The 24,279-nt window shown below is 69.5% G+C and carries 21 protein-coding genes; 11 read left to right on the forward strand and 10 right to left on the reverse strand.

The window, feature by feature from the left end; all coding sequences use genetic code 11:
• Window positions 1-19: 19 nt before the first annotated feature.
• From ACYQ78_RS30020 to ACYQ78_RS30035, 4 genes are read left to right on the forward strand one after another with little or no spacing between them, the layout of a single operon-like run.
• Window positions 20-892, forward strand: a complete 873-nt coding sequence (locus ACYQ78_RS30020) for a carbohydrate ABC transporter permease (protein ID WP_459804317.1) — start codon at window positions 20-22, stop codon at window positions 890-892.
• Complete coding sequence (locus ACYQ78_RS30025) at window positions 889-1,701, forward strand: carbohydrate ABC transporter permease (RefSeq protein WP_459804318.1); 813 nt, start codon at window positions 889-891, stop codon at window positions 1,699-1,701. Before ACYQ78_RS30020 ends, ACYQ78_RS30025 begins: the two co-directional genes overlap by 4 nt.
• Window positions 1,698-4,214, forward strand: coding sequence for a glycoside hydrolase family 2 protein (locus ACYQ78_RS30030; RefSeq protein WP_459804319.1), 2,517 nt, complete (start codon window positions 1,698-1,700; stop codon window positions 4,212-4,214). The genes ACYQ78_RS30025 and ACYQ78_RS30030 overlap by 4 nt, the downstream gene beginning before the upstream one ends.
• Window positions 4,211-10,801 carry a discoidin domain-containing protein gene (locus ACYQ78_RS30035; RefSeq protein ID WP_459804320.1) on the forward strand — a complete coding sequence of 2,197 codons (6,591 nt, stop codon included), beginning with the start codon at window positions 4,211-4,213 and terminating at the stop codon, window positions 10,799-10,801. Before ACYQ78_RS30030 ends, ACYQ78_RS30035 begins: the two co-directional genes overlap by 4 nt.
• Window positions 10,802-10,909: 108 nt before the next feature.
• On the opposite strand, the gene ACYQ78_RS30040 is transcribed toward ACYQ78_RS30035, so the two are convergent.
• From ACYQ78_RS30040 to ACYQ78_RS30065, 6 genes are read right to left on the reverse strand one after another with little or no spacing between them, the layout of a single operon-like run.
• The gene (locus ACYQ78_RS30040) at window positions 10,910-12,538 is read right to left on the reverse strand and encodes a hypothetical protein (RefSeq protein ID WP_459804321.1); all 1,629 of its coding nucleotides are present in this window, start codon (window positions 12,536-12,538) and stop codon (window positions 10,910-10,912) included.
• Window positions 12,535-13,170: a hypothetical protein gene (locus tag ACYQ78_RS30045; RefSeq protein WP_459804322.1), complete on the reverse strand. Its 636-nt coding sequence runs from the start codon at window positions 13,168-13,170 to the stop codon at window positions 12,535-12,537. Before ACYQ78_RS30045 ends, ACYQ78_RS30040 begins: the two co-directional genes overlap by 4 nt.
• Window positions 13,171-13,211: 41 nt before the next feature.
• Window positions 13,212-14,135 (reverse strand): phosphotransferase, encoded by a 924-nt coding sequence (locus ACYQ78_RS30050; RefSeq protein WP_459804323.1) that lies wholly within the window; start codon window positions 14,133-14,135, stop codon window positions 13,212-13,214.
• Window positions 14,136-14,157: 22 nt separating this feature from the next.
• Window positions 14,158-14,613: a hypothetical protein gene (locus ACYQ78_RS30055; protein WP_459804324.1), complete on the reverse strand. Its 456-nt coding sequence runs from the start codon at window positions 14,611-14,613 to the stop codon at window positions 14,158-14,160.
• On the reverse strand, window positions 14,610-15,044 hold the full coding sequence (locus ACYQ78_RS30060) for a hypothetical protein (RefSeq protein WP_459804325.1): 435 nt from the start codon (window positions 15,042-15,044) through the stop codon (window positions 14,610-14,612). Before ACYQ78_RS30060 ends, ACYQ78_RS30055 begins: the two co-directional genes overlap by 4 nt.
• A 4-nt stretch (window positions 15,045-15,048) precedes the next feature.
• Window positions 15,049-15,270, reverse strand: a complete 222-nt coding sequence (locus tag ACYQ78_RS30065) for a hypothetical protein (RefSeq protein WP_459804326.1) — start codon at window positions 15,268-15,270, stop codon at window positions 15,049-15,051.
• Window positions 15,271-15,416: 146 nt separating this feature from the next.
• Between ACYQ78_RS30065 and ACYQ78_RS30070 the strand changes: the two genes are divergently transcribed.
• Window positions 15,417-16,670, forward strand: a complete 1,254-nt coding sequence (locus ACYQ78_RS30070; protein ID WP_459804327.1) for an SGNH/GDSL hydrolase family protein — start codon at window positions 15,417-15,419, stop codon at window positions 16,668-16,670.
• A complete protein-coding gene (locus ACYQ78_RS30075; RefSeq protein WP_459804328.1) occupies window positions 16,667-17,494 on the forward strand; it encodes a DUF3626 domain-containing protein in 828 nt (275 codons plus the stop codon). The genes ACYQ78_RS30070 and ACYQ78_RS30075 overlap by 4 nt, the downstream gene beginning before the upstream one ends.
• Here ACYQ78_RS30075 and ACYQ78_RS30080 read toward each other — a convergent pair.
• The 3 genes from ACYQ78_RS30080 to ACYQ78_RS30090 are packed head-to-tail and all read right to left on the reverse strand — an operon-like array spanning window position 17,478 to window position 19,724.
• Window positions 17,478-18,368 carry an aminoglycoside phosphotransferase family protein gene (locus ACYQ78_RS30080; protein WP_459804329.1) on the reverse strand — a complete coding sequence of 297 codons (891 nt, stop codon included), beginning with the start codon at window positions 18,366-18,368 and terminating at the stop codon, window positions 17,478-17,480. The two genes, ACYQ78_RS30075 and ACYQ78_RS30080, sit on opposite strands and share 17 nt — an antisense overlap.
• Before the next feature lie 44 nt (window positions 18,369-18,412).
• The gene (locus ACYQ78_RS30085) at window positions 18,413-19,222 is read right to left on the reverse strand and encodes an isocitrate lyase/PEP mutase family protein (protein WP_459804330.1); all 810 of its coding nucleotides are present in this window, start codon (window positions 19,220-19,222) and stop codon (window positions 18,413-18,415) included.
• Between the two features lie 10 nt (window positions 19,223-19,232).
• Window positions 19,233-19,724 carry a cysteine hydrolase family protein gene (locus tag ACYQ78_RS30090; protein WP_459804331.1) on the reverse strand — a complete coding sequence of 164 codons (492 nt, stop codon included), beginning with the start codon at window positions 19,722-19,724 and terminating at the stop codon, window positions 19,233-19,235.
• A gap of 46 nt (window positions 19,725-19,770) precedes the next feature.
• On the opposite strand from ACYQ78_RS30090, the gene ACYQ78_RS30095 reads away from it, so the two are divergent.
• The 4 genes from ACYQ78_RS30095 to ACYQ78_RS30110 are packed head-to-tail and all read left to right on the forward strand — an operon-like array spanning window position 19,771 to window position 22,512.
• Window positions 19,771-20,325 (forward strand): TetR/AcrR family transcriptional regulator, encoded by a 555-nt coding sequence (locus ACYQ78_RS30095; RefSeq protein WP_459804332.1) that lies wholly within the window; start codon window positions 19,771-19,773, stop codon window positions 20,323-20,325.
• On the forward strand, window positions 20,322-21,131 hold the full coding sequence (locus tag ACYQ78_RS30100; protein WP_459804333.1) for an SDR family oxidoreductase: 810 nt from the start codon (window positions 20,322-20,324) through the stop codon (window positions 21,129-21,131). Before ACYQ78_RS30095 ends, ACYQ78_RS30100 begins: the two co-directional genes overlap by 4 nt.
• The gene (locus ACYQ78_RS30105; RefSeq protein WP_459804334.1) at window positions 21,128-21,592 is read left to right on the forward strand and encodes an HIT family protein; all 465 of its coding nucleotides are present in this window, start codon (window positions 21,128-21,130) and stop codon (window positions 21,590-21,592) included. Before ACYQ78_RS30100 ends, ACYQ78_RS30105 begins: the two co-directional genes overlap by 4 nt.
• A 5-nt stretch (window positions 21,593-21,597) precedes the next feature.
• Complete coding sequence (locus ACYQ78_RS30110) at window positions 21,598-22,512, forward strand: DUF6891 domain-containing protein (RefSeq protein WP_459804335.1); 915 nt, start codon at window positions 21,598-21,600, stop codon at window positions 22,510-22,512.
• On the opposite strand, the gene ACYQ78_RS30115 is transcribed toward ACYQ78_RS30110, so the two are convergent.
• A complete protein-coding gene (locus ACYQ78_RS30115) occupies window positions 22,513-23,289 on the reverse strand; it encodes an NADPH-dependent F420 reductase (protein WP_459804336.1) in 777 nt (258 codons plus the stop codon).
• Between the two features lie 24 nt (window positions 23,290-23,313).
• Between ACYQ78_RS30115 and ACYQ78_RS30120 the strand changes: the two genes are divergently transcribed.
• Window positions 23,314-24,270 carry a DUF1152 domain-containing protein gene (locus ACYQ78_RS30120; RefSeq protein ID WP_459804337.1) on the forward strand — a complete coding sequence of 319 codons (957 nt, stop codon included), beginning with the start codon at window positions 23,314-23,316 and terminating at the stop codon, window positions 24,268-24,270.
• Window positions 24,271-24,279 lie beyond the last annotated feature (9 nt).

The raw sequence follows: 24,279 nt of genomic DNA on the forward strand, positions 1-24,279 counted from the left end.
CCTCGCTGCAAGGATTTCCATGCGTAGGTCCCGCCTTCTGTGGCTGACCGTCCCGTCTCTGCTCTGGTTCGCCGTCTTCTCGGTCGGTCCGCTGGTCGCGATGTTCGTCATCGCGACGCTCAAGTGGAAGGGGCTGCTGTACGAACCCACGTACATCGGCCTCGACAACGTCACCAAGGTGTTCGCCGACCCGACCTTCCACGCGGCGGTGCGCAACAGCCTGATCCAGGTCGCCGTCGCGATCCCGGTGATGATCCCGCTGGCCTTCATGCTCGGCTACCACCTGAACACGCGGCCGCGCGGCTACCGGGTCCTCTCGGTCCTCTACTTCTCGCCGGGCCTCATCTCGATCTCCACCACCGGGATGATCTTCTACGGCGTGCTGTCCCCGAACGGCGGCGTCAACGGCCTGCTCGGCGCGGTCGGCCTCGACTCGCTGGCCACCGCGTGGCTGGCCGACCCGGCCACCGCGCTGCCCGCCCTGATCGCCATCGACCTGTGGCGCGGCGTCGGCTGGACGGCCGTGCTCTTCGCCGCCCGCCTGGCCAGCCTCGACGGCGAGGTGCTGGAGGCCGCGCAGATCGACGGCGCCGGCCGGTTCCGCACGATGTGGCAGGTCGCCTTCCCCATGGTCAAGGACTACGTCCGCACGCTGACGATGCTCCAGTTCCTCTGGACGCTGTTCACCTCGGCCGCCCTGATCCTGCTGCTCACCAAGGGCGGGCCCGGCACCTCGTCGACGACGCTGTCCTACCTCGTCTACGCCAAGGCCTTCTCGCAGCGCGACCTCGGTTACAGCCAGGTCGTGGGCGTGGTGCTGCTGCTGGTCGGGATCGCCGGGATGTTCCTCATCCGGGCTCTCTTCCGTACGAAGAAAGGAGAGGACCGATGAAGTTGCGTCCGGCGACGTTCCTCTCCTGGCTGTACGCGCTCATCCTGGCCGTGCCGCTCTACTACCTCGCGGTCAGCGCGTTCAAGACCAACATCGAGATCTTCACGAAGCCCTTCTCCCTCCCGGCCGAGTGGCTGTGGCGCAACGTGTCGACCGCGTGGGAGACCGCCAAGCTCGGGCCCGCGCTGGTCAACTCGGTGCTGGTGTCGGGCGTGGCGATCGCGCTCACGCTCGGGCTGGCGATCCCGGCCGCCTACGCGCTGGCCCGGACCGACAACAAGCTGGCCAGGGCGATCACCGGCACCTTCTCCGCCGGGTTCCTGATCCCGCCGTTCGCGGCGCTGATCCCCACGGTGGTGCTCGCCATCGAGCTGGGCCTGTACGGCACCCGCGAGTTCCAGATGCTGTTCCTCCCGGCCAGCGCGCTGCCGCTGTCGGTGCTGCTCCTCACGCAGTTCATGCTCACCGTGCCGCCCGCCCTGGCGGAGTCGGCCGCGATGGAGGGCGCCGGGCACTGGGTGCTCCTGACCCGCGTCTACGTGCCGATCGCGATGCCCGGGGTGGTCAGCGTGGCCATCCTGCAACTCCTCACCTTCTGGAACGAGTACCTGTTCGCCCTGACGATCACCGGCACCTCGCCGGACGTCCGGACCGTCCAGGTCGCTCTGCCCACCTTGCTCTCCGACGCGACCAACCTCGGCGTCCTCAGCGCGGGCACCGTGCTGACCGTGCTGCCGGTGTACGTCGCGTACGCACTGCTCAACCGTCGTATGCAGGAAGCACTCACCGCGGGGGCGGTCAAGGGATGACTCAGACAACAGACACATCGACCACCATCCGTCGCGACCTCGGCGGCGTCTGGGAACTGTCCTGGGCCGGTGGTCCGGGGCCGGAACGCTCGATCACGATCCCGGCCACGGTGCCGGGCGAGGTCCACACCGCCCTGATGGCGGCCGGGCTGCTCGACGACCCCGACGTCGGGCTGAACGAGCTCGCCCAGGTCTGGGTCGGCCACTCGCAGTGGGTCTACCGGCGCACCTTCGACTGGACGCCCGGCGGCCGCACCGACCTCGTCGCCGACGGTCTCGACACCATCGCCGACGTCTACGTGAACGGCCACCTGGTCGGCCAGGCCCGCAGCCAGCACCTCGCCCACCGCTGGCAGGTCGACGGCGTGCTCGTCGACGGCGAGAACACGGTCGAGGTCAGGTTCGCCTCCGCTTGGGAGGCCGCGCTCGCCCACGAGCACAGCCACGGCCCGCTGCCCAGCCCCTACGACGAGCCTTACGCGCACGTCCGCAAGGCCGCCGCGAACTTCGGCTGGGACTGGGGACCCCACTTCGTCACCGCCGGGATCTGGCGGGACATCCGGCTGGAGACGTACACGGGCCGGATCGACCATGTCCGTCCGCTGGTCACCCTCTCCGACGTCGGAGCGCTGGTCTCCGTGCACGTCAGGGTCGACGCGCCCGAGGCCGCCGAGGTCCGCGCCGAGCTGACCGACCCGTCGGGCCGGCCCGTGGGCGCGGCGACCGGTTTCGTCGAGGGCGACGAGGTCACGCTGCACCTCAGGGTCGACGACCCCGAACTGTGGTGGCCCGTGGGCCTGGGCGCCCAGCCGCTCTACCGCCTCGACGTGACGCTCGGCGCCTTCGACGCCCATACGACCCGGCTCGGCCTGCGCAGCGTCGAGATCGACGAGACCCCCGACGACCTCGGCACCCGCTGGGCGCTGAAGGTGAACGGGCAGCGGGTCAGGATCCGCGGCTACAACTGGATCCCCGACGACACCTTCGCCAGCCGGGCCACGCCCGAGCGCGTCAATCAGCGGATCGACCAGGCCGTGGCCGGGAACGCCAACCTGCTCCGCGTCTGGGGCGGCGGGTATTTCGTTACCGAAGAGTTCCTCGACGCATGTGATGAGCGCGGTGTCCTGGTATGGCACGATTTCCTCTTCGCGTGTGCCGCGTACTGCGAGGACGACGAGATGGTCGAGCTGGTCACCGCCGAGGCCGAGCAGGCCGTCGCGCGGATGGCGGCCCACCCGAGCCTCGTGATCTGGTGCGGCGGCAACGAGACCGTGCTCGGCTGGCACCACTGGGGCTGGGCCGACCAGATGGGGGTCCGCGGCTGGGGCGCCCGCTTCTACATGGACGTCCTGCCGAAGGTGCTGGAGCGGCTCGACCCGACCCGGCCCTACGTGCCGAACTCGCCCTGGTCGGGCAGCATCGACCGCGACCCCGCGGCCGACACCCATGGCATCAGCCACCTGTGGGACGCCTGGAACGAGCGCGACTACGCCCACTACCGCTACCACGACCCGTCGTTCGTCTCCGAGATGGGCTGGTGCGGCCCGCCCGCCTGGACCACGCTCCAGAACGCCGTACCCGGAGAGCACCCCGGCCCCGAATCGCCGCTGACCAAACACCACCTGCGCGCCATCGACGGCATGCACAAGCTGACCCGTGGCCTGCAACCGCACGTGCCGGCGCCGCGCAATGACGCCGACTGGCACTTCGCCACGCAGGTCGTGCAGGCCCGCGCGGTCGCCGCCGGCGTCGAGTGGCTGCGGTCGCGCGAACGCTGCGCGGGCGCGGTGGTCTGGCAGCTCAACGACTGCTGGCCGGTGATCAGCTGGTCGGCCGTCGACGGCAGGGGCATCGAGAAGCCGCTCTGGTACGCCCTCCGCCACGCCTTCGCCCCCCGGCTGGTGACCGTGCAGCCGGTGAACCCCGGCCCGACCCACGACCCGACCGGCGACGCCGGCCTGGAACTCGTGCTGGTCAACGACACGTCCACCACCTGGGAGACCGACGTGGTCATCCGGCGTGTGTCGCTGGACGGCCGCGAACTCGCCCGCGTCTCGACGACCCTCGCCTGCCCGGCGGACGGCATCGTCAAGACCGCCATCGACCTGACACCCGACGACCCCGCCGCCGAGATGCTGGTGGTGGAGGCCGACGGGACACGTACCACCTGGACCTTCAAGCCGGACCGCGAGCTGACCGCTCCGCGGCCCGAACGGACCGTCGGCGTCACCTTCGCCGACGGCGCACTCAACGTCACGGTCACCGCCGTGACCACGCTGCGCGACGTGTGCGTGGCCGCCGACCGGCTCGCCGGGACGCTCGGCCTCGAACCGCACGCGCTCACCGTGGACGACGCTCTTGTCACGCTGCTCCCCGGCGAGAGCCACACCTTCAGAGTCACCCGCCGAGACGGTCATGTGATCGGCCATGCCGTTCTCCCCAACACCCTGCTCGACGCATCGGTCCGGTCCTTCGCAGAGGTCACCGGCCCGACTCGCAAAGGAAATTCATGAGACTCAAGGCCATACTCGGCGGCCTGATCAGCGCCGTCATGGTCGCGACGATGGTGACGCCATCGCACGCGGCCGCCGGGCGCCAGCTCCACGTGGCGAAAACCGGTAACGACTCCAACGCGGGCTCCTCGGCCGCGCCCTACCTCACGATCAACAAGGCCGCGCAGGAAGCGCAGCCCGGTGACACCGTCGTCGTGCACGCCGGCCTCTACCGCGAGTGGGTCCGCCCGGCCCGCGGCGGCACCGGCGAGGACGCCCGGATCACCTACACCAACGCCGGCGACGGCGAGGTGACGATCAAGGGCTCGGAGGAGATCAACACCTGGACGCAGCAGAGCGGTGACGTCTGGAAGGTCACCCTCCCCGACACCTACTTCGGCTCGTTCAACCCCTACACCGCCAAGCAGTGGCAGGGCGGCGAGGGCGGGTCGTTCCCCGGCTACAGCGCCGGTGACGTCTACCTCAACGAGCAGGCCTACTACCAGAAGCCGTCGCTGAGCGCGGTCACGTCGGCGGCCAACACCTGGTTCGCCGAGGTCGGCGGTGGCAACACCACCATCTACGCCAACTTCGACGGCGCCGACCCCAACGCCAAGCTCGCCGAGATCAACGTCCGCCGCCAGATCTTCGCGCCGGAGGCGTGGGGCCTGGCCTACATCACGGTCAACGGCTTCACGATCAAGCACGCGGCCGGCACCTACTCGGACTTCCCGAGCAGCCCCGACCGCCGCCAGGCCGGCGCGATCAGCGTCAACGGCGGCCTGCGCTGGATCATCGAGCAGAACAAGGTCATCAACGCCCGCACGATCGCCATCGACATCGGCCTCGGCTGTGACGAATGGGCCGGCAACCGTCCCGGCACCACGAAGACCAACTTCCGCGACACCGCGAAGTACGGCTCGCACATCGTGCGGAACAACTACATCGGCAAGGCCGGGCAGTCGGGCATCGCCGGTGTGTTCTCGTGGAACTCCGAGCTCCTCTACAACATGATCGAGGACACCAACTACCGCGGTGAGTTCAGCGGCGCCGAGACGGCCCCGATCAAGGTCCACTACATGAACGAGGGCCTGATCAAGGGGAACTACGTCCGCAACTCCAAGGGCGGCAACTCCGCCGGCATCTGGACCGACTGGGGCAACCAGAACGTCCGCGTGACCGGCAACATCGTGATGAACGCGCCCTGGGGCTACTACGCCGAGGCCGTGCACGGGCCGATCCTCGTCGACAACAACGTGTTCATCGGCGCGCAGGACATCCGGATGCTCGACGCGACCGGTGTCGTCTACGCCAACAACCTCTTCCTCGACAGCGGCCGGTTCGCCGTCGACGGCGGTGGCCGGGACAACTACTACTTCCAGCCCGGCACGATGAACGAGACCAGCGCGGTCAACTCGGTCCAGAAGTTCTTCTGGTTCAACAACCTGGTCCAGGGCATGACGCTGCCGGTCGACGCGACGAACAAGACCCACGTGAAGGAGGGCAACGCCGTCGCCGCCCTCTCCAACGTGGCGGTCGCGTCCACCAACAAGAACGTCAAGCTCGACTTCACGCTGACCGGCGGCACCGGCGCCACCCCGGCGACCAAGGCCCGGGTCGGCGTCATCCCGCTCGCCAACGAGTCGATCGCCGCCGACGTCACGACCGACTTCTTCGGCAAGCCGTTCAGCGGCGTGGCCGGGCCGTTCGCCGAGGCGACGCAGGGCGCCAACTCCTTCACGCTGTGGCCCCCGGCGGGCCAGACCGTGCCGGAGCCCCCGGCGCCGCCGACCGACACCCCGGTCAACCTCTCGCGGAACGCCGCCGCCAAGGCGACGGCCTCCTACGAGGACGGCACCTACCTCGCCAAGAACGCCATCGACGGCGTCGCCTCGGGCGCCTCGCGCTGGTCGAGCGACCACAGCAACGACCCGAACGCGTGGATGCAGGTCGACCTCGGCGATAAATACGACATCTCGCGTGTGGTCCTCCAGTGGGAGGCGGCGTACGGGAAGTCGTACAAGATCCAGCTCTCGGACAACGGCGAGCAGTGGACCGACGCCTTCTCCACCACCACCGGGACCGGCAGCACCGAGTCGATCACGATCCGCAAGCAGGCGCGTTACGTCCGGATGCAGGGTGTGCTGCCGCAGACCCAGTACGGATATTCGATCTACGAGTTCGAGATCTACGGCACCCCTGTGCAGCCGGAGGTCCCGGTCAACATCGCGCTGAACCTGGCGCCCTCCTCGTACACGGCCTCCTCGCAGTCGAACGACGGCAGCGGCCCGACCAACAGCCAGCCGCAGAACGACCGTTCGGCGTTCCGCGCCTTCGACGGCAACGACGCCACCCGGTGGGGTTCCGACGGCGGCGACACGCAGTGGATCCAGGTCGACACCGGTAAGAGCAACCTGGTCGACAAGGTCGTCCTGAAGTGGGAGGCGGCCTACGCGTCCCAGTACAAGATCCAGACCTCGGCCAACGGCACCCAGTGGTCCGACGCGCACACCGCCGCGACCAGCGACGGCGGCACCGACGAGATCACCTTCGCCCAGCCGGTCGAGGGGCGTTACTTCCGGGTCCAGGGCGTCAAGGCGGCCACGCAGTGGGGCCTGTCGCTCTACGAGTTCGAGGTGTACGGCAAGGCGAAGCCCGCCGACACCGGCCCCACCTGGCCGTCGTCGGCCCAGATCGCGCTGAGCAACCTGACCGGCACCGCGGGCACTGCCACCTGGCCCGCCGCGACCGGCAACGTGACGGCGTACAAGGTCTACCTCGGCGCCGCGCTGAAGGCGACGCTGGGCGCCGACGCGCGCACCTACGCCCTGACCGGTCTGTCCGCAGGTCAGACCTACACCGTCAAGGTCGTCCCGGTCGGTTCCGTCGACGGCGCCGGGCTCACCCGGACCTTCACGACCCCGGGCAACCCCGCGACGCGGGCCATCTCCACCACCTACCCGAAGACCTATGCCGACTGGGAGGAGGGTCTGCTCGCCGGTGACGGCAAGCAGGGCCTGATCGTCTTCGGCAACCCGCGTGACGAGACGACGGTCTTCACCGACCGCGACTTCTTCATGGCGCGGACCGAGTCACGTCCCCACCGGACCTTCAACACGGTCAGCACGGGCAACCTCCAGAGGATCCGCGACCTGCTGATCGGCGGCCAGTACCAGCAGGCCAACCAGCTCGCGGCCGACGTCCAGGGCTACCAGGGCGGCGGCGAGGGGTCCAAGCACCCCGGCTTCAAGATGACCATGCAGGTCGCCGGTTCGAGCGAGGTCACCAACTACGTCCGCTCGACCGACTACTCGGCCGGGGTCGTGTCGGTGAACTGGACCGACGACAAGGGCGACTGGCGCCGCGACGCGTTCGTGTCGCAGACCGACCACGTGGCCGTGCAGTACCTGCCGGCGCCGTCGGGCCAGAAGCTCGACGTGCGGCTCGGCCTGTCGATCGACCCGGGCATGAACCTGCTCAACAAGGGCCTGGTCGCGACCAACAACTCGTCTGTCGACTACCTGAACCTGCGGGTGAAGTACCCGAACGGCAGCTACAACGCCGGCTACGAGGGCGTCACCCGCATCATCACCGACGGCACCAAGACGCTGGTCGGCGGCGAGGTCCAGGTCACCGGCGCCACCTATGTGACGCTGCTGACCCTGACCCAGCGCTACGACGGCACCTACGAGGGCGGCGTCCCGGCCGAGCAGGACTGGAACAAGAACCTCCTCCAGACCAAGCTGGCCGCGCTGCCGAGCGACTACCAGGTTCTCAAAGACCGCCATGTCGCCAAGCACAGCGAGATGTTCAACCGCGTCGCCATCGACCTCGGCGCCTCGGCCGCCGACCGCTCGAAGTCGAACGAGGACCTGCTCGCCGAGCAGAAGACCGCGACGACGCCCAACCTGGCCCTGTTCGAGCGCCTGTTCAACTCGGGCCGCTACCACCTGATCGGTTCGAGCAGCGCGACGGCGCCGCCCGACCTGCTCGGCAACTGGACCGGCGACAGCAACGTCGGCTGGGACGGCTACTACCACCTCGACGCCAACCTCAACCTGCAGATCTCCGGTGGCAACATCGGCAACCTGCCCGAGGTCATGCAGGGCTACTGGGCCATCAACAAGGCCTGGCAGAAGGACTTCCGGACCAACGCCCAGAAGCTCCTCGGCACCCGCGGCATGCTGACCGGCGGTAACACGCCGAACGGCGAGGGCCTGATCTCCAACATCAACTTCGACTACCCGTACCAGTACGTCACGGGCGGCGAGTCGTGGCTGCTCTACCCGTTCTGGGAGTACTACCAGATCAGCGGTGACCGCACCTTCCTGGAGCAGCAGTACTACCCGCTGATCCGCGACATGGGCGACTTCTACGAGGACTTCCTCACGACGAAGGACGCCAACGGCAAGTACATCTTCGCCGGGTCGATCTCTCCGGAGAACCGTCCCGCGGGCGGCGTGCCGCTGTCGGTCAACTCGGTGTACGACATCTCCGGCGCCCGGTTCGCGCTGGAAACCCTCATCGCCACCAGCAAGACGCTGGGCAAGGACGCCGACAAGATCGCGCTGTGGCAGGAGAAGCTCGACAACCTGCCGCCGTACATCGTCAACAACGACGGCGCCCTGGCCGAGTGGGCCTGGCCCGACCTGGCCAACAAGAACGCCTACCAGCACCGCCACTCCAGCGGCCTGATGCCCGTCTGGCCCTACGGCGAGGTGACCCCCGAGAAGAACAAGGGGTTGTACGACGCCGCGAAGGTCTTCCTCCAGAAGAAGGACGGCGGCAGCTACGAGAACGCGGGCCACGGCCTGCTGCACGGCGCGCTCATCGCGGCCAACCTCAACAACGCCGACTCGGTCAACGCGAAGCTGATGCGCTTCGCGAAGGACGACTACTACTACAGCAGCCTCGCGACGTCGCACTACAACAACAAGGGCGTCTTCGCGACCGACGTGGTCAACTCGGTGCCCACGATCATGATGGAGATGCTGGCCACGACCGACCCCGGAACGCTGGAACTGCTTCCGGCCCTGCCCAAGGGCCTGAAGAAGGGCAGCATCTCGGGCCTGAAGGGCAAGAGCCGGTTCACCATCAACCAGCTCTCGTGGGACATGGACACGCACAAGGCGCGCGTGACCATCACCTCCGACGTCGACCAGAACCTCACCCTGATCCAGCGCGCCGGCATCGAGCAGATCACCGGCGCCACGGTGCAGAACTCGCCGCTGGGCAGCATCGCTCGGATCGTCCCGCTTCGTGCGGGCCAGCCGGTGACGCTGGACCTGACCCTGCGGGACGTCTCGCGGGTGAACCTGGCCCTGAACAAGACCGCGACGGCCTCGTCGCAGTCGAACGCCGACCAGGCCCCGGCCAAGGCCTTCGACGGTGACCCGGTCTCCCGCTGGGCCGCCAGTGAGGACCCGGCCAACTGGGTGCAGGTCGACCTGGGCGGCATCTACGCCCTCACCGAGGTCGATCTGGCCTGGGAGGCGTCGTACGCCAAGAAGCACAAGATCCAGGTCTCCATGGACGGCCAGGGCTGGACCGACGCGTTCACCCAGAACGCCGGAGCCGGCGGCACCGAGAAGATCCCGCTGAACACGCAGGCCCGGTTCGTCCGGATGCAGGGTGTCGAGAAGGCGCTCCAGTGGGGCTACTCGATCCACGAGTTCGAGGTCTACGGCCAGGAGGCGCCCAACATCGCCCTCGGCAAGACGGCTCTCGCCTCGTCGGCGTCCAACGCCTCGCAGACCGCTGCGGCGGCCTTCGACGGTGACGCCTCCTCACGCTGGAGCGCCAGCGAGGCGGCGAACAACTGGCTCCAGGTGGACCTCGGGGAGACGTACAAGGTCTACCGCGTGGCCATCGACTGGGAGGACTCGTACGCCAAGGGCTACAAGATCCAGACCAGCCCGGACGGCCAGGCGTGGACCGACGCGTTCACCGAGACCAACAGCAACGGCGGCTCCGACATCATCGACCTCAACGCCGACACCCGGTTCATCCGGATGCAGGGCGTCACGAAGGCCGGTCAGTGGGGCTACTCGATCTACGAGATGAAGGTCTACGGGTCCATCCCGCAGACCGGCAACACCATCCTCATCTCGGGCGTCGACGACGGCGGCTCGTACGGCGACAGCCAGAAGCTGACCATCGGCTGGGACGTGACCGGAACCGGCGTGAAGACCGTCACCGGCACCCTGGACGACCAGCCGCTGGCCTCCGGCGCGGTGACCGAGCTCTACAAGCTGGCCCTCGGCGAGCACACCCTGACGGTGACCGCCGAGACCCAGTCGGGCGCCTCGTTCGAGCAGTCGCTGAAGTTCACCACGACAACCTCGACCGACGAGATCTCGGCCCTGATCGTGGCGTTCAAGACGGCGGGCACGCTGTCGACGACGGGCGCCGCGAGGCTCGAGGACGACATCTCCAAGGTCATGGTCTCGGAGGACAAGGGCCGGGAACGCGACCAGAAGAAGATCGTCAAGAAGCTGACCCGCTTCGTCGAAGAGGTCAACAACCCCAAGACCGTCAACAACCCGGTCGTCAGGGACACCTTCGTCCGCGACGCCGGCGATCTGATCGAGGCCAACCAGCCTGAATAAGAGTCCGGTGCGGTGGCCGACCACCGCACCGGATGTGTCGGGTCCCGTCACCGAGGCCCGGCGGTCGGCGCATCCCCGTCGCTGGTTCGTCCAGCGGCGGGGATGTTTTCATCCAGGGCCTGAGCCGCCCACGACCTCGGCGTCGGTCCTGGGGTCCACCTCGCGCAGCAGTTCCACCACCACGGCGAGGTCGTCGGTGCCGTCGACGGCGATGACCCATTCGAACTGGAGCGACGGTTCGCCCTCCGGGAGGTCACCGGGGCGGCCCGGAGACCAGAAGTACACGGTGACCTCGTCGTAGGCGTCGGCACGCGCGAACGCGCCGTCGGACACGCACTGCCAGGCGCCGAGCAGGCCGGGATCCTCCTCCAGGAGCCGGTCGAGCTCGCGGGCCACGCTCTGGGCGGGCCACTCCCAGCTCCGGTCGCGGTCGGCGCGGGCGACCGTCTCGTCGTAGTGGGCCGCCGGGAAGCGAAAGGTCTCCAGCACGGCCTTCCCCGAGGCGAGCCAGTCGCGCCAGACCACGGTGTCGCCCTCCCGGACGATCGTGACGCGAAGGGCGCCGCAGCACTCTTCGGCGCACCACGCCGAGGCCAGCGTCGTCTCCCGTGGTTCCTCCGTCGCCGCCAGAACCCGGGCCAGTGCCTCCGGCCCGAACGACCCGCCCACGCGGAACGCCTCCGCCACCACGGGCCGGCCGTCCACCAGCACCCGGGTGCTGACGTACTCGCCCGAAGCGGGGTCGGGCGCGACGGCGTGGACGGCGAGAGGTCCGTCGCCGACCGGAAGCGGACGACCGGCCCTGGCCGCCCACTCCGCCCGCCACCGGGTCATCTGGTCGGGTGACCCCGCCGCCTCCGCCACGACGGGTGCCCAACGAGGGGAGACGAGCAGCCGCTCCAGCCGGTCGAGCACGACCGCGCGCTCGCCGGGCGGCCAGGGCAGGCAGGCGGCGTGCCCGGCGCGCAGGTCATGGGCCATCGTGATGACCGAGGCCAGCAGGTCGAGCTCCGGCTCGGCCGTCTCCGCCCGGACCGCGAACCCGGCGACGGCGCGGCAGGCGTCGGCGTATTCGTGCAGCCGGACGGTGTAGTCCTGCGTGGACACGAGCGCCTGAAGGATCCGGCCCGCCTCGACGGTGACCGCCGCGCCGCTCTCCAGCAGGTCGGCCAGTGACACGGTCTCGGCGATCCGCAGGGCGTGCTTGCCGGGGTCCGCCCGCAGCAGCCAGGGGAAGGTGTCCGGATCACCGATCCGGCACAGCGACTCGACGACCTTCTCTCGCACTGGCCACCTCGATCGATCGGCCAGCCAGGTCAGGGCGCCCGCCGCGCCGGGGATCCCCGCCAGCACGTCCACCGCCAGTGACCCGAACCGGTCGAGCAGGCCGATGGTCCTGACCAGCGGAACGTCCTCCGGGAGGGCACGGCCCATCAGCAGCCGGAGGCCGGTCTCCACCGGGAGGGAGCCGATGCCGCGGCGGACCAGCCAGACACCCGTCTCACGGGCCTGATCCGGCAGGATCCCCGGTAGCTCGGCGGCCCCCGAGCACGACTGGAGAGCGTCGTGCAGCGCCTGGACCGAGCGGCCGGGATCGGCGAAGAACGTTTTCAGCAGGGCGACCGGATCGGGGCCACCGGATCGGGGCCGCACGGGCTCGTGGTGCTGTTCGGAGAGAGGCCCGTCGGGCGTCAGTGTGTGCAGGCGGGACGCCTGGTCGTACAGGGACGCGGTCATCGGGAGTACTCGACGTGGAGTTCCGCCGCCGGACTCCGGCGGTCCAGCCAATGTCGGCCCATGCCGATCTCGGCGCAGCAGTGGTCCTTCCGACTGGCCGCGATGCGCGCCGGGCTCTCCTCGGCCAGCGCCCGGACCACGTCGATCTCCATCTCGAACGCCGCATGGCTCCCGGTCAGGAAGAGCGTGTCGGCGGCGACGCCCCACCGCAGGTGGTCACGGCACGCGTCGTAGGGCCGGGAGAGGTCCAGGGTCCGCCGGAACGCGCGCGGCGGCAGCGTCACGCTGTGCCGGGCTCCGGCCCCCAGCCGGGCGCGCACCTCTTTCCACCGGGAGATCGGGAACCCCAGCCGGTGATGCAAGAGCACGAGATCCAGCGGTCGCACGCCCTCGCTCGGCGAGGCTGTGCGCAGCGGAAGGTGGACCAGGCTGTGCGGGGAGCGTCCGGCCAGCGCCCACGCCATCGCGAACGCCGTGGCGGCCCGCCTGCCGACATCGAACTGCACGCCGAACCCGTCCCGGTAGAGCAACGCGCCCTCGACCGGCCGCGCGGGCCTGACCACCCGATATTCGTCACGCCCGAGGCGCACCTTGCTGACCAGCACCGGCCACGCCTGCTCGGAAAGCCGCATACCACCCCTTTTCAGGTCTGGCCTGGAGGCTACGAGACGCTCTACCGCCCTGCCCACCGGTTTTCCAGCCACCCGATCGTGGCCCGGCGCCCCTGCTCACGCCGTTGACGCAGGTGTGGAGCATGCTCCAGCCCGGGCAGCGCGGCCGTGTGCGTCCAATAACTGGCCAGCGCGACGAGAAACGCATCGACCTGATCGGCGTCGGCGACGCTTCCGAGAAGCGGCTCGGGGTCAAGGCCACCGAGGTCGGACTGAAGGAGCAGACAGACCCGGTCGGTCCACGCGGGCCCGAGGCAGGCGCGCCCCCAGTCGACGATCCGCGCCGTGCCGGTGGCGGGGTCGACGAGGATGTTGTCGAAGCGCGGGTCGAAATGCACCAGCGAGTCCCCGACGACGACCTCACTCCACACCCCCTCGACGGCGGCCAGCCGCGACAGATGCCCCCGCTCCCACGCGCCGATGCTCTCGACGAGCCCCCAGACCCCGTCACGTTCGAGCCCCCGCCAGGTCTCGCACCGTCCGGCCAGCCGCTCACCCAGCGTCGGCAGGCCGTGGACCGGCGACGGAGTCAACTCCCGGGCGCATGTGTCGAGCATGTCGAGCGCGGCGGCCAACTCGTCCAGCTGCCAGGGCTCCCTCGCCAACGCGCCCGGCGCGACCTCGAAACAGAGCAGAAACCACCCACCCGCCTCGACCGCGAACAGCAACCGCGGCGTCGGAACAGAGCGGGGCAGCACGGCCGCGACCAGCGCCTCGGTCCGGTAGTCGGCGGCGTTCCCGGCATCATCCCGGACGGCCTTGACGAACACCCGCCCACCATCGGCGAGCGTGGCCACCCCGAGCACCCCGAACGAGAACCCGCCCTGCCGCTCCTCGAAGGAGACCACCGCGGAACCGAGCCGCGTCTCGACATCCTGGACGACCGAAGCGGGAAGCTCACCCCAAGCGATGCGCTGAGTCCTCACCCACGTCAGCCAATCACGAACCTCAGCTCGCGGGCGGACCGTAGAGGTGCCGGTGGATGGTCGCGTCGTTCTCCAGGATGTGGTCGACGGTCTGCCAGTAGTCGGCGAGCCACGGGTGCCCGAGGGCCGCCTCGCGGTCCAGTTTGCGCCCGTAGAGCGGTTCGTCCGCGCGGACGGAAGCGGCGGCCACCAGGCTGCACATGGGGGCGGGGTGGCCCTCGATCGGGCCGACGCGGCAGCCGAAGGTGACGCGGTTGGGGCTCGGCTGGTTCACGATGTCCTCGCGGTCCCAGGCGTCGTCGAGGATGACGTCGATCCAGGCTTCGTGGACGCCGTCGTGGTGGTAGCAGTTGGCGAAGTAGATCGCGTAAGCGCTGTCGTCGTTGTTGATGAAGCCGGTCACCCGGTCGGAGTCCGTGCCGCAACAGTCACACGTGTCGGCGGTGACCTTCCGATCCGGGTCGATCTGCAAGTTCATGGGATCAGCATCCAGCAGTACAGCCGGCGACCGCCTTCGAGGGTCCGCACGGCCAGATCTCGCAGCTCCATGAGGATCCCGGTGAGTTCCGCCGGGTCGGCGTGGCCCCAGAACTCCTCCGTCTCGGACCACGGCCCCGCGACGGCGCGGAGCTCGTCGTCGGTGGCGGCGGCGAGGGCCGACGTGAACTCGTCGCTGATGGTGACGACCGCCTCGCTCTCGTCGTCGTGGAGCCTGAGCAACCTGGCGTGGCGGGGGCGGGCGGAGATCTCCTCGTAGGGCACGCCGGTGAGCAGCGATTCCAGGCTGCCCATCATCACGTGCGGGTCGATCATCTTGAGCTCGACGCGGTCGTTCGGCGAGACCCCGGACGGCCGGCCGATGACCGCTATCGCCTCGTCGTCGGTGGCGGCGCTGAAATAGTCGTCCACCCGGTCAATATGTCAGAGAATCGGGCGGTACCAGCCCATGGTCGGCGAGGGCCTTGAGGGCCTTTTCCAGGCATTCGTCCGCTGAGAACGCGTCCACCCGGAAAGACCATTCGTCGCCGTTCGCGGCGAAAGTCCACGGACGTACTCCGCCGCGTCCCGCGTCCACCCGGAGAAGCGCGTTGACGTCACACTCCAGCAGCCAGTCGAGCAGGGCGATCGCATCCATCCCGGCACGTTACAGCAACGCTTGACGATCGCACAGAAACGCGGTCTCTTAAGTGAGGCGGTCTTAATGGGATCTTGACTGGGTGACCGGGTCGTGTTGTCATCGGGATACCCTCCATTACCTGCCAGTATGATAGGAAATTCCGCATGCGCTCAATTCGCCGGGCAGCGATCACCACCGCACTCCTCTTAGCCGCCGCAGGACTTCCCCTCGCCCACAGCGGCACGGCGCAGGCCGCGCTGCCGACGGCGGCCGTCGCGCTCGGCGACAGCTTCATCAGCGGAGAGGGGGCCGGCAGCTATCAGCCGGTCGTCGACTCCAACGGCACCGCGCAGGGGTTCCCCGGCTGGTCGGCGCCGAACAACAACGCCTACTTCTGCCACCGGTCGGCCAACGCCTCGCTGTTCAAGGCGTCGCTCCCGGGCATCCAAGACCGGTTCAACCTGGCCTGCTCCGGCGGGCAGCCGACCGACGTCGCCAACGCCTCCAGCGCCCGGCCCAACGGACGCACCGTGAAGTCGCAGCTCGACCAGCTCCGCACCGTCGCGCAGACCCACGACATCGACGTCGTGCTCATCGGGCTGGGGTCCAACAACAGCCAGTTCACCTTCGGCGACGTCGCGACGCTGTGCGCGAACCGGTTCATCGCCGACGCCTGGACCGGCTGGTGGGAGTTCTGGGCCTACCTCGGTGGAGACGTCCCGCAGGAGCCGTGTACGGTGTCCGACCTCGCCTCCGACGCCGAAGTGGCCACGGGAACGGCCGAGACGGTCGCCGCCCTCCGCCAGATCCTCGACACCCTCGCCCAAGTGGACGCCGACGGGCAGCACCAGGTCGTGCTCCAGACGTACACGAACCCCCTGCCCCTGGACGTGGCCACGCAGTACCGCGACGAGGACAACCGCACCGACACCCGCGACAAGTTCCGCGAACTCGGCGCCGAGCGTTACGCGGCCGGATGCCCGATCCACCGCGCGAGCCTCGCCCCCGGCCACGTGTTCTCGGCCAACCTGGGGAATCTGGTGAAGAACGCGTACACGACCATAGCCGCCGAGCGACCCACCGCCGACCTGCGCGTTCTCGACGTGCAGAAGGCCTTCGACGGCGCCCGCCTGTGTGAGAACCCGGGCAGCCCGGGGAACGCGCTCGCCACTCCGGTGAGGGTGATGGACGGCCCCTCGGGCAACCACATCACGTCGCTGTCGGGCCGCGACAAGATCGCCATCCAGCGGTTCGCGAACACGTGCGTGACCTACTTCCAGACCTGCCAGGAGTCGTGGCACCCCAACGCGGCCGGCCACACGGTCCTCGGCCAGTGCCTCACCGGCGCCCTCACCGCCGCCACCCGGACGGTCGTGACCTGCGCCCGCAACGCCAACGGAAGCCTGACCATCTCGTGACGTCACCGATCGGGGGGCGGGCTCTCCGCCACGTGACCGCCCTGTCGTCAGGTGGCCCGCTGGCCCCCCGATCACCCGTGACGCTGAACTTCCATCCGCAACCGCCGGTGCTGCGCGCCCTCGCGGACACCGGCCGCTACCACTCGCAGTTCGTCACCGGCACGAGCAACGGCGGCCTGACCGCCCACCCGGGCGGCGACCGGTGGAACTGGGAAAGCCGCATCTTCGGCGGCGCCTACGACCACGCCCCCGCCGACGAACGCCCCGTCTATGGCGCGCTGAATTTCCGCCGGAGAATCGCCGGCGCGGCCCCCCGGTTCGGCTCGGCCCATTTCCGTCTGAACGACGAGGTCCTCGCCCGCACGACCTTCTGCTATCCCGACAGCCATTTCGAGCCGACGCATTTCGGCGTCGCCTCCCGCATGGCCCTCATCGACCTGGCCGAAGCAGACGATCGAGATGTCCTGGACGACTACATCGAGGCCCACGTCCACGGCCCGGTCAGGCTCGATCGAGATGTGGAGGCGCTGGTCCTGGATCCCAGCCATCGCGGAACGGACGTGGAAGCCGCCGCGCGGAGTCTTCCCTGCCCGATCGAATGGCATCCCGGTTTCCGGGTGACCATCGACTGTTTGCGGCACCACGAGGACTATCGCGGCAAGGAATACGTCGACCTGGCCGCCGAGATCGCCGTCGACGGGTGGCTGAATCCGCACATCCTCGGAATGGCGGCCGGTCATGATGCGCAGGCGCTCAAGAAGGTCTGGCACTACCTGGCGAGATTCGGCAGCCCGAGACGCTGCAAAACTATGTGTCGCTCATGATGCGCTCCAGGCAGCGCCGGCCCATTTCACTCATGACGGGATTGGTGTCGACGTAATACCAGACGCACCCCATCGCCTGGACGAACGCCCACGCCCGGCCCCGCTCCCATTCGAGGTCGTCCGGCCGGAGCAGCGACCGGAACACCTCACGCGGCCCCGTCTCCAGCAGGTTCCAGGCGCTCAGCAGATCGAGCGCCGGATCGGCCGCCCCGAACCCGCCGACGTCGAGCACCCCCGCGAGCCGCCCGCCCTTCACCAGCACGTTCCCGTGCAGGAGATCGCCGTGCGTCATGACATCGCCGGATGCGCGCGGCAGCACCCGGAACTCCGCCCACATCTTGCGCAGCCTCGGCACGTCGAGCAGCGCCTCGCTGTGCCGCAGACAGGTCTCGATCCATTCGTCGTGTACGTGGATCTCCCCGCCCCGGCCACTCCCGGAGAACGTCCGTCCCCGGGTGTCGATCGCGCGCAGGTCGGTGATGAGCTCGGCCAGGTCGTGCGCGAACCCGGCCGACTCCCCGGGATGGTCGTCGACCGCCACGACCCCCGGCACCCACGTCTGCACCGACCACGGCACCGGATATCCGGCCCCCGGCGCCCCGATCGCGATCGGCTCGGGCGAGGGGAACCGGATGCGCCCGTGTAGCTCCCGCGCCGCATCCGCCTCGGCCTCCAGCCACCGTCGCGTGGCCGTCACCCCGTCGGGCGGCTGGAGCGGGAAACGGGCCGTGAACCGGTCGCCGATACGGAAGATGGCGTTGACCGTCCCATGTGAGGCGACGCTCGTGACGGCCAGGCCACGCCACTGGGGAAACTGCTCGTCGACCAACGCGCGCACCGTCGTGGGCGACACCGTCAGCTGGTTGGCATGCATCTCCCCGACCCTTCTCCGCCCGGACGTGGTCGTGCAACGCGTTTTCAGCCCTGAAGGTCGTTGGCCTCGGCGTACGTGACCGAGTCGCGCAGCGAGCCGAAGGTCCCCGTGTCGGCGATCTCCCGGGCGGCGGACAGGGTCGCCGTCAGCGCGGCGCGGGACAGGGCCGAGCCCAGGCTCACCCGCCGCACTCCCAGTTCCGCGAGGTCGGCCACCGACATGCCGAGCACCGGGCCCGTGACCAGCACGTTCACCGGCTTCGACACCGCCGCGCACACCTCCCGGATCGCTTCGGCGCTCGGCAGGCCGGGGGCGTACAGGACATCGGCTCCCGCCTCTTCGAAGGCGCACAGGCGGCGGATGGTGTCGTCGAGGTCGGGGCGGCCGTACAGGAAGTTCTCGGCGCGGGCGGTGAACGTGAACGGCACCGGCAGCGCCCGCGCGGCGGCCGCGGCTGCGGCCACCCGCTCGACTGCCGCGTCGAAGTCGAAGACGGGGCGGTCGGGATCGCCGGTGGCGTCCTCGATCGAGCCGCCGACCGCGCCCGCTTCGGCGGCCAGGCGGATCGTCTCGGCCACGTCGCCGAAGCCGTTCTCCAGGTCGGCCGACACCGGCAGGTCGGTGGCGGTCGCGATGGCGCTGATGTTGCGCAGGGTCTCGTCGCGGCGGATCAGGCCCGCGCCGTCGCGGCGGCCCAAGGTGAACGCGAGGCCGCCGCTGGTGGTGCCGAGGGCGGCGTAGCCGAGGCCGGCGAGCAGGCGGGCGGTGCCGGCGTCCCAGGGGTTCGGCAGGACGAACGTGCCCGTCTCGTGCAGCTTCGCGAACGTCAGGCCCTTGGCGTGCTGGTCAGGCATGTCGCCCCTCTCAGATCAGCGGTTCCCCTGATCGCACCATACGAGCCAGCCGCCAGAGCCCGATCCAGCTCTCGGGGAACACCGACGTGTCGACCAGCGCGGCGTGGGCGCCCGCATCGGGATCGGCACACGCGTCGGCGCAGACGGCGACCTCGTAGCCGATGTCGCGGGCCCAGCGCGTGGTCGACAGCACCGTGCCCGAGGTCGCGACGCCGCCGATGACGATCCGGCCGACCCCGGCCTCCTGGAGCCGTGAGTGCAGGTCGGTGGTGGCGAACGCCGACATCGAGGTCTTCCCTAGTACCGTCTCGCCCTCGCGCGGCGCCAGCGTCGGATGGATCTGCTCGCGCATGGGCTCGGGGACGACGTGGAAGACGGGCAGCCCCTCCGCCCTGGCCGAGTCGAGCGCGGCGGAGGCGTGCTCGACGACGGCGGGATCATGGCTGAAGTTCTCGACGATGTACGTGACGTAGTCGAGCGCGAGGAACGCTGATCGGGTCATGCCGGTATCGTAAACGGAGACATCGCCCCGTTTTCAGGGAGGCCCCATGAGATCCGACGCCCGCAGGAACCGGGACCGGATCCTGGAGGTGGCCAGAGAGGCCTTCGCCGCCGACGGTCTCTCCGTTCCCCTGGACGAGATCGCCCGCCGCGCCCACCTCGGCCCCGGCACCCTCTACCGGCATTTCCCCACCAAGAAGTCGCTGTACGAGGCGATCATCCTCGATCACCTCCACCGCCTGGTCGAGCGGGCCCGCGAGGCGCTGACCGACCCCGACCCGGCCGAAGCCCTGTTCACCACCCTCGAACGGGTCGTCGCGGACGCCGAGGCCAAAGGGGAGATCATCGATGCCCTGACCGGCGCGAATGTCGACGTACAGAGCCAGATGGCCGCGCGGAGCGCGGACCTGCGCGACGCGATCGCCCTGCTGCTCGCCCGCGCCCAGGAGCACGGCGGCCTGCGCCGCGACGTCGGCGCGGGCGAGGTGATGGCCCTGCTGGGCGGCGTGATCCTGGGCATCCGCCGGGGGAGCGGCGACCCGCGCCGGGCGCTGGCGATCCTGCGCGACGGACTGAGAGATCCACTACGGTCGCAGCCATGAGAATCCTGGTCGTCGGCGGCAGCGGCTTCCTGGGCGCCGAACTCGTGCGGCAGGCCGCGGCCGACGGCCACTCCGTGGCCGCGACCTACCTGACCGGGCCGGGCCCGGCCGACCTGGCCGACTGGCACCTCCTCGACCTGCGCGACCGCGCGGCCGTGTCCGGTGTGATCGCCGCGACGGCCCCCGACGTGGTCGTCAACGCCGCCTACCGCCAGTCCGACTGGGAGACCACGGCCGACGGCGCCGCCCACGTGGCCGTCGCGGCGACCGGCCGGCGATTGGTCCACGTCTCCAGCGACGCCGTCTTCTCCGGCGCGGCGATCACCTACGACGAGACCGGCGTCCCCGATCCGGTCTACGCCTACGGCGCGGCCAAGGCGGCGGCCGAGACGGCCGTGCGGGCCATCGACCCCGCCGCCGTGATCGCCAGGACCTCACTGATCGTCGGCGACGGCGGCTCACCGCACGAACGCCTGGTCCACGCGCTGGCCGGAGGCGCTCCCGGCATCCTGTTCACCGACGCCGTGCGCTGTCCTGTTCATGTACGCGACCTCGCGGCCGCCCTGCTCGAACTCGCCAACTCTGACCGCTCGGGCATCCACCACGTGGCCGGGGCCGACGCCGTCAGCCGCTACGAACTGGGCGCCCTCATCGCCGAGCGCGACGGCCTGGACGCGTCCCGGCTGACGCCCGGCCTGTGCGCCGACGTCGGTTTCACCGGGCCGCGCGACGTGCGCCTCGACTGCGCCCTGACCCAGGGGCACCTCAAGACCAGGCTGCGCGGCGCCCGGGAGTTCATGCGATGACCTGCGTGTTCTGCGCGATCGTGCGCGGCGAGGTCGAGGCGAGCATCCCCTACGCCGACGACCGCGTCATGGTGATCATGGACATCGGGCCCGTGACCCCCGGCCACCTCCTGGTGATCCCGCGCGTCCACGCGGTCGGGCTGGAAGACCTCGACGAGGAGACAAGCACCCACATCTGGCGGATCGGCCACCGCATGGGCCGGGCGCTGCGCCGCTCCCGCCTGCGGTGCGAGGGCGTGAACGTCTTCCTCGCCGACGGAGCAGCCGCCTTCCAGGAGGTCTTCCACTTCCACCTGCACGTCTTCCCCAGGTTCGAGGGCGACGGCTTTCGCGTCGAGGCCGACTGGGGCACGAGGGAGCGGAGCCTGCTCGACCAGGAGGCGCGCGCGATCCGCGACGGCCTCGACCTTCTGGGCCTTCCGGATCGCCGCCCAGCGCCGGAAATTCTTCTGGCACAGTAACCCTCATGCCGGCGATCATCGTGACGACCCAGAACGGGCAGCGGCACCTGCGGCCGACCGAGACCGACCTGGCCGATCTGGTCCGCCGGCTCGGTGACGCGAGCGATCAGTGGCTCGTCGTCCAGCGCGTCCCCGATCTGCCCGCCGTCTTCATCCAGGTGGCCCACGCGACGGGCGAAACGTACACGCTGGAGTATCGCGACGGCACCCCCGGCCTCCGCTTCGAAGCGAGCCTCGACGCCCCCGACCAGGTCATCGCGGCGATGATCGGCTGGGCGCGGGCCGACGACGGCTGGAACGACGGAATCACCTGGTCACGGGTGGAATTCGCCACCGACCCCGTCCCTCCGCTCGACCTCGACGACGAGAAGCGGAACCGGCTCGAAGAGCGCGTCCGTGAATGGCTGGTCTGCGGTTACGTCACGCGGCAGGAACTCGCGGAGCGCACCGAGGAGTACTTCGTCTCCGGCGGTCGAAAGCTGGTCTCGGCGGACCAGGCCCGGCAGCTCGCCGACCGTCTGTGGGTCGAACGCGTCCAGGAACAGGCCGCCTGGAGCGGGGAGACGGACCCCGACCGCATCTCCCGCGCCTTCGAAGAACTCGACACGTCGGGCATCACGGCCAGGGAGGACTTCACCTGCTGCCGTACCTGCGGAAACAGCGAGATCGGCGACGAGGGCGGCCCCGGCGCACGAGGCTTCGTCTACTTCCACTCCCAGGGCACCGAGGCCGCCGCCGACGGGCACGGGCTGTCGCTCATGTACGGCGGATTCGACGGCTCGCCGGAGACCACGGCGGCCGTCGGCCGTGAGGTCGTCAAGGTGCTGGAGGAGGCGGGCCTGCCCGTGGTGTGGAACGGCGACCCCGGGCAGGCCATCACGATCACCCCGCTCGACTGGCGCAAGCGGCTGATCGGCTGATCAACGCTGGGCGGCGTCCAGCTTCTCCTTGAGGGCCGCGGCGTCGCTGGGCACGCCCGGTGACTCCCAGAAGTTCGCGGTCTCGCCCGCGTAGAGACCGCCGTAGGCGGGGGTGCCCGGCTGGTAGCGCCACCCGTCCGCGAGCGATCCGGCGTCGACCGCGTCGTAGCCGATGCGGTCGAGGAAGGCGGTCGCCTCCGCCTTCGCACCGGCGTCGTCGCCCGCGATCGCCAGGGCGCTGCGGTCCTCGGCGCCGGTGGCCCGCGGGAGGGCCAGCAGGTGCGCGAAGTAGATGTTGTTGAAGACCTTGACGACCTTGGACGTCGTCAAGTGCTCCTGCAGCAGCTCGCTCGACGTGGTCGAGGCGGCGTCGAGCTCGGCGATGACCCCGTCGCGCTCGGTGTAGTAGTTGTTGGTGTCGAGGACCGTCTTGCCAGCGAGCGGCTCGACCGGAACCTCGCGATACCTGCCCAGCGGAATGCTGACGACCACCAGGTCGCCCGCCGCGGCCGCCTCGGCGGCGGTCGCCGCACTGGCCTTCGGCCCGAGCTCGTCGACCAGTTTCTTCAGGGTCTCCGGGCCACGCGAGTTGCTCAGCACCACGTCGTAACCGGCCGCGACGGCGAGACGGGCGACCGTGCCACCGATGTGCCCGCTGCCGATGAATCCAACAGTTGTCATGGCAACCATTAACTGCGGGGTCATCCCCGGCATTCCCCACCGAGCAACTCGGTTTAGGGAAATCCGCGCCCGCGTTTCCTGGAGTTCGAGAGTCATGAGAGGGCTGGTAGGTTCCCGGAGGTGTTCTCGCTGCAGGAACCCCCGCTGTTCACCCGGCTCAAGCGGGCGCGACGGATTCTGATAGCCGGAGCCGGCGGAGGGTTCGACATATTCGCCGGACTTCCCCTCGCTGTCGAGTTGTGGGAGGCGGGGAAAGAGGTCCACCTGGCGAATTTGTCGTTCAGCCGATTACACGGCCTCGACCTCGACGTATGGCTCGCCGAGGATCTCGCCGAGATTCGCCCGGAGACCGTCGCCCGCGACACCTATTTCCCCGAACGCTCACTCGCCCGCTGGCTCCAGGCTCACGACCTTCCTTCCGTCGTGTACGCCTTCCCCAAGGTCGGCGTCGACCCCCTGCGCGCGGCGTACCGCGCACTGGCCGACCGTCTGGCCGTCGACGCCATCGTCCTGGTCGACGGCGGAACCGACATCCTGCTGCGCGGCGACGAGGCGGGCCTCGGCACCCCCGAAGAGGACATGGCCAGCCTGGCCGCCGTCCACGGGCTCGACGTGGCGGAGAAGCTCGTCGTCTGCCTCGGGTTCGGCGTCGACTCCTATCACGGGGTCAACCACGTGCAGGTGCTGGAGAACCTGGCGGCGCTGGACCGCGAGGGCGGCTATCTGGGCGCCTTCTCGGTGCCCCGCGAGAGCAGGGCGGCGCAGCTCTATCTGGACGCCGTCGCCCAGGCTCAGGCCGACACCCCCGACCACCCGAGCATCGTCAACGGCTCCATCGCGGCGGCCCTCGACGGCCGGTTCGGCAACGCCCATTTCACGACGCGCACCAGGGGCAGCGAACTGTTCATCAACCCCCTGATGGCCATGTACTTCGCCGTCGACGCCGGAGCCCTCGCCCGCCGCTCGCTCTATCTCGACCGTCTCGAAGGCACCGTCCTCATGCGCCACGTCATCTCGATCATCGAGGGCTTCCGCAGAGAGATCACTTCTCGCCCGCCGAGGATGTTCCCGCATTAGACTCTTTTT

It is taken from the genome of Herbidospora sp. RD11066 (genome assembly GCF_054661255.1).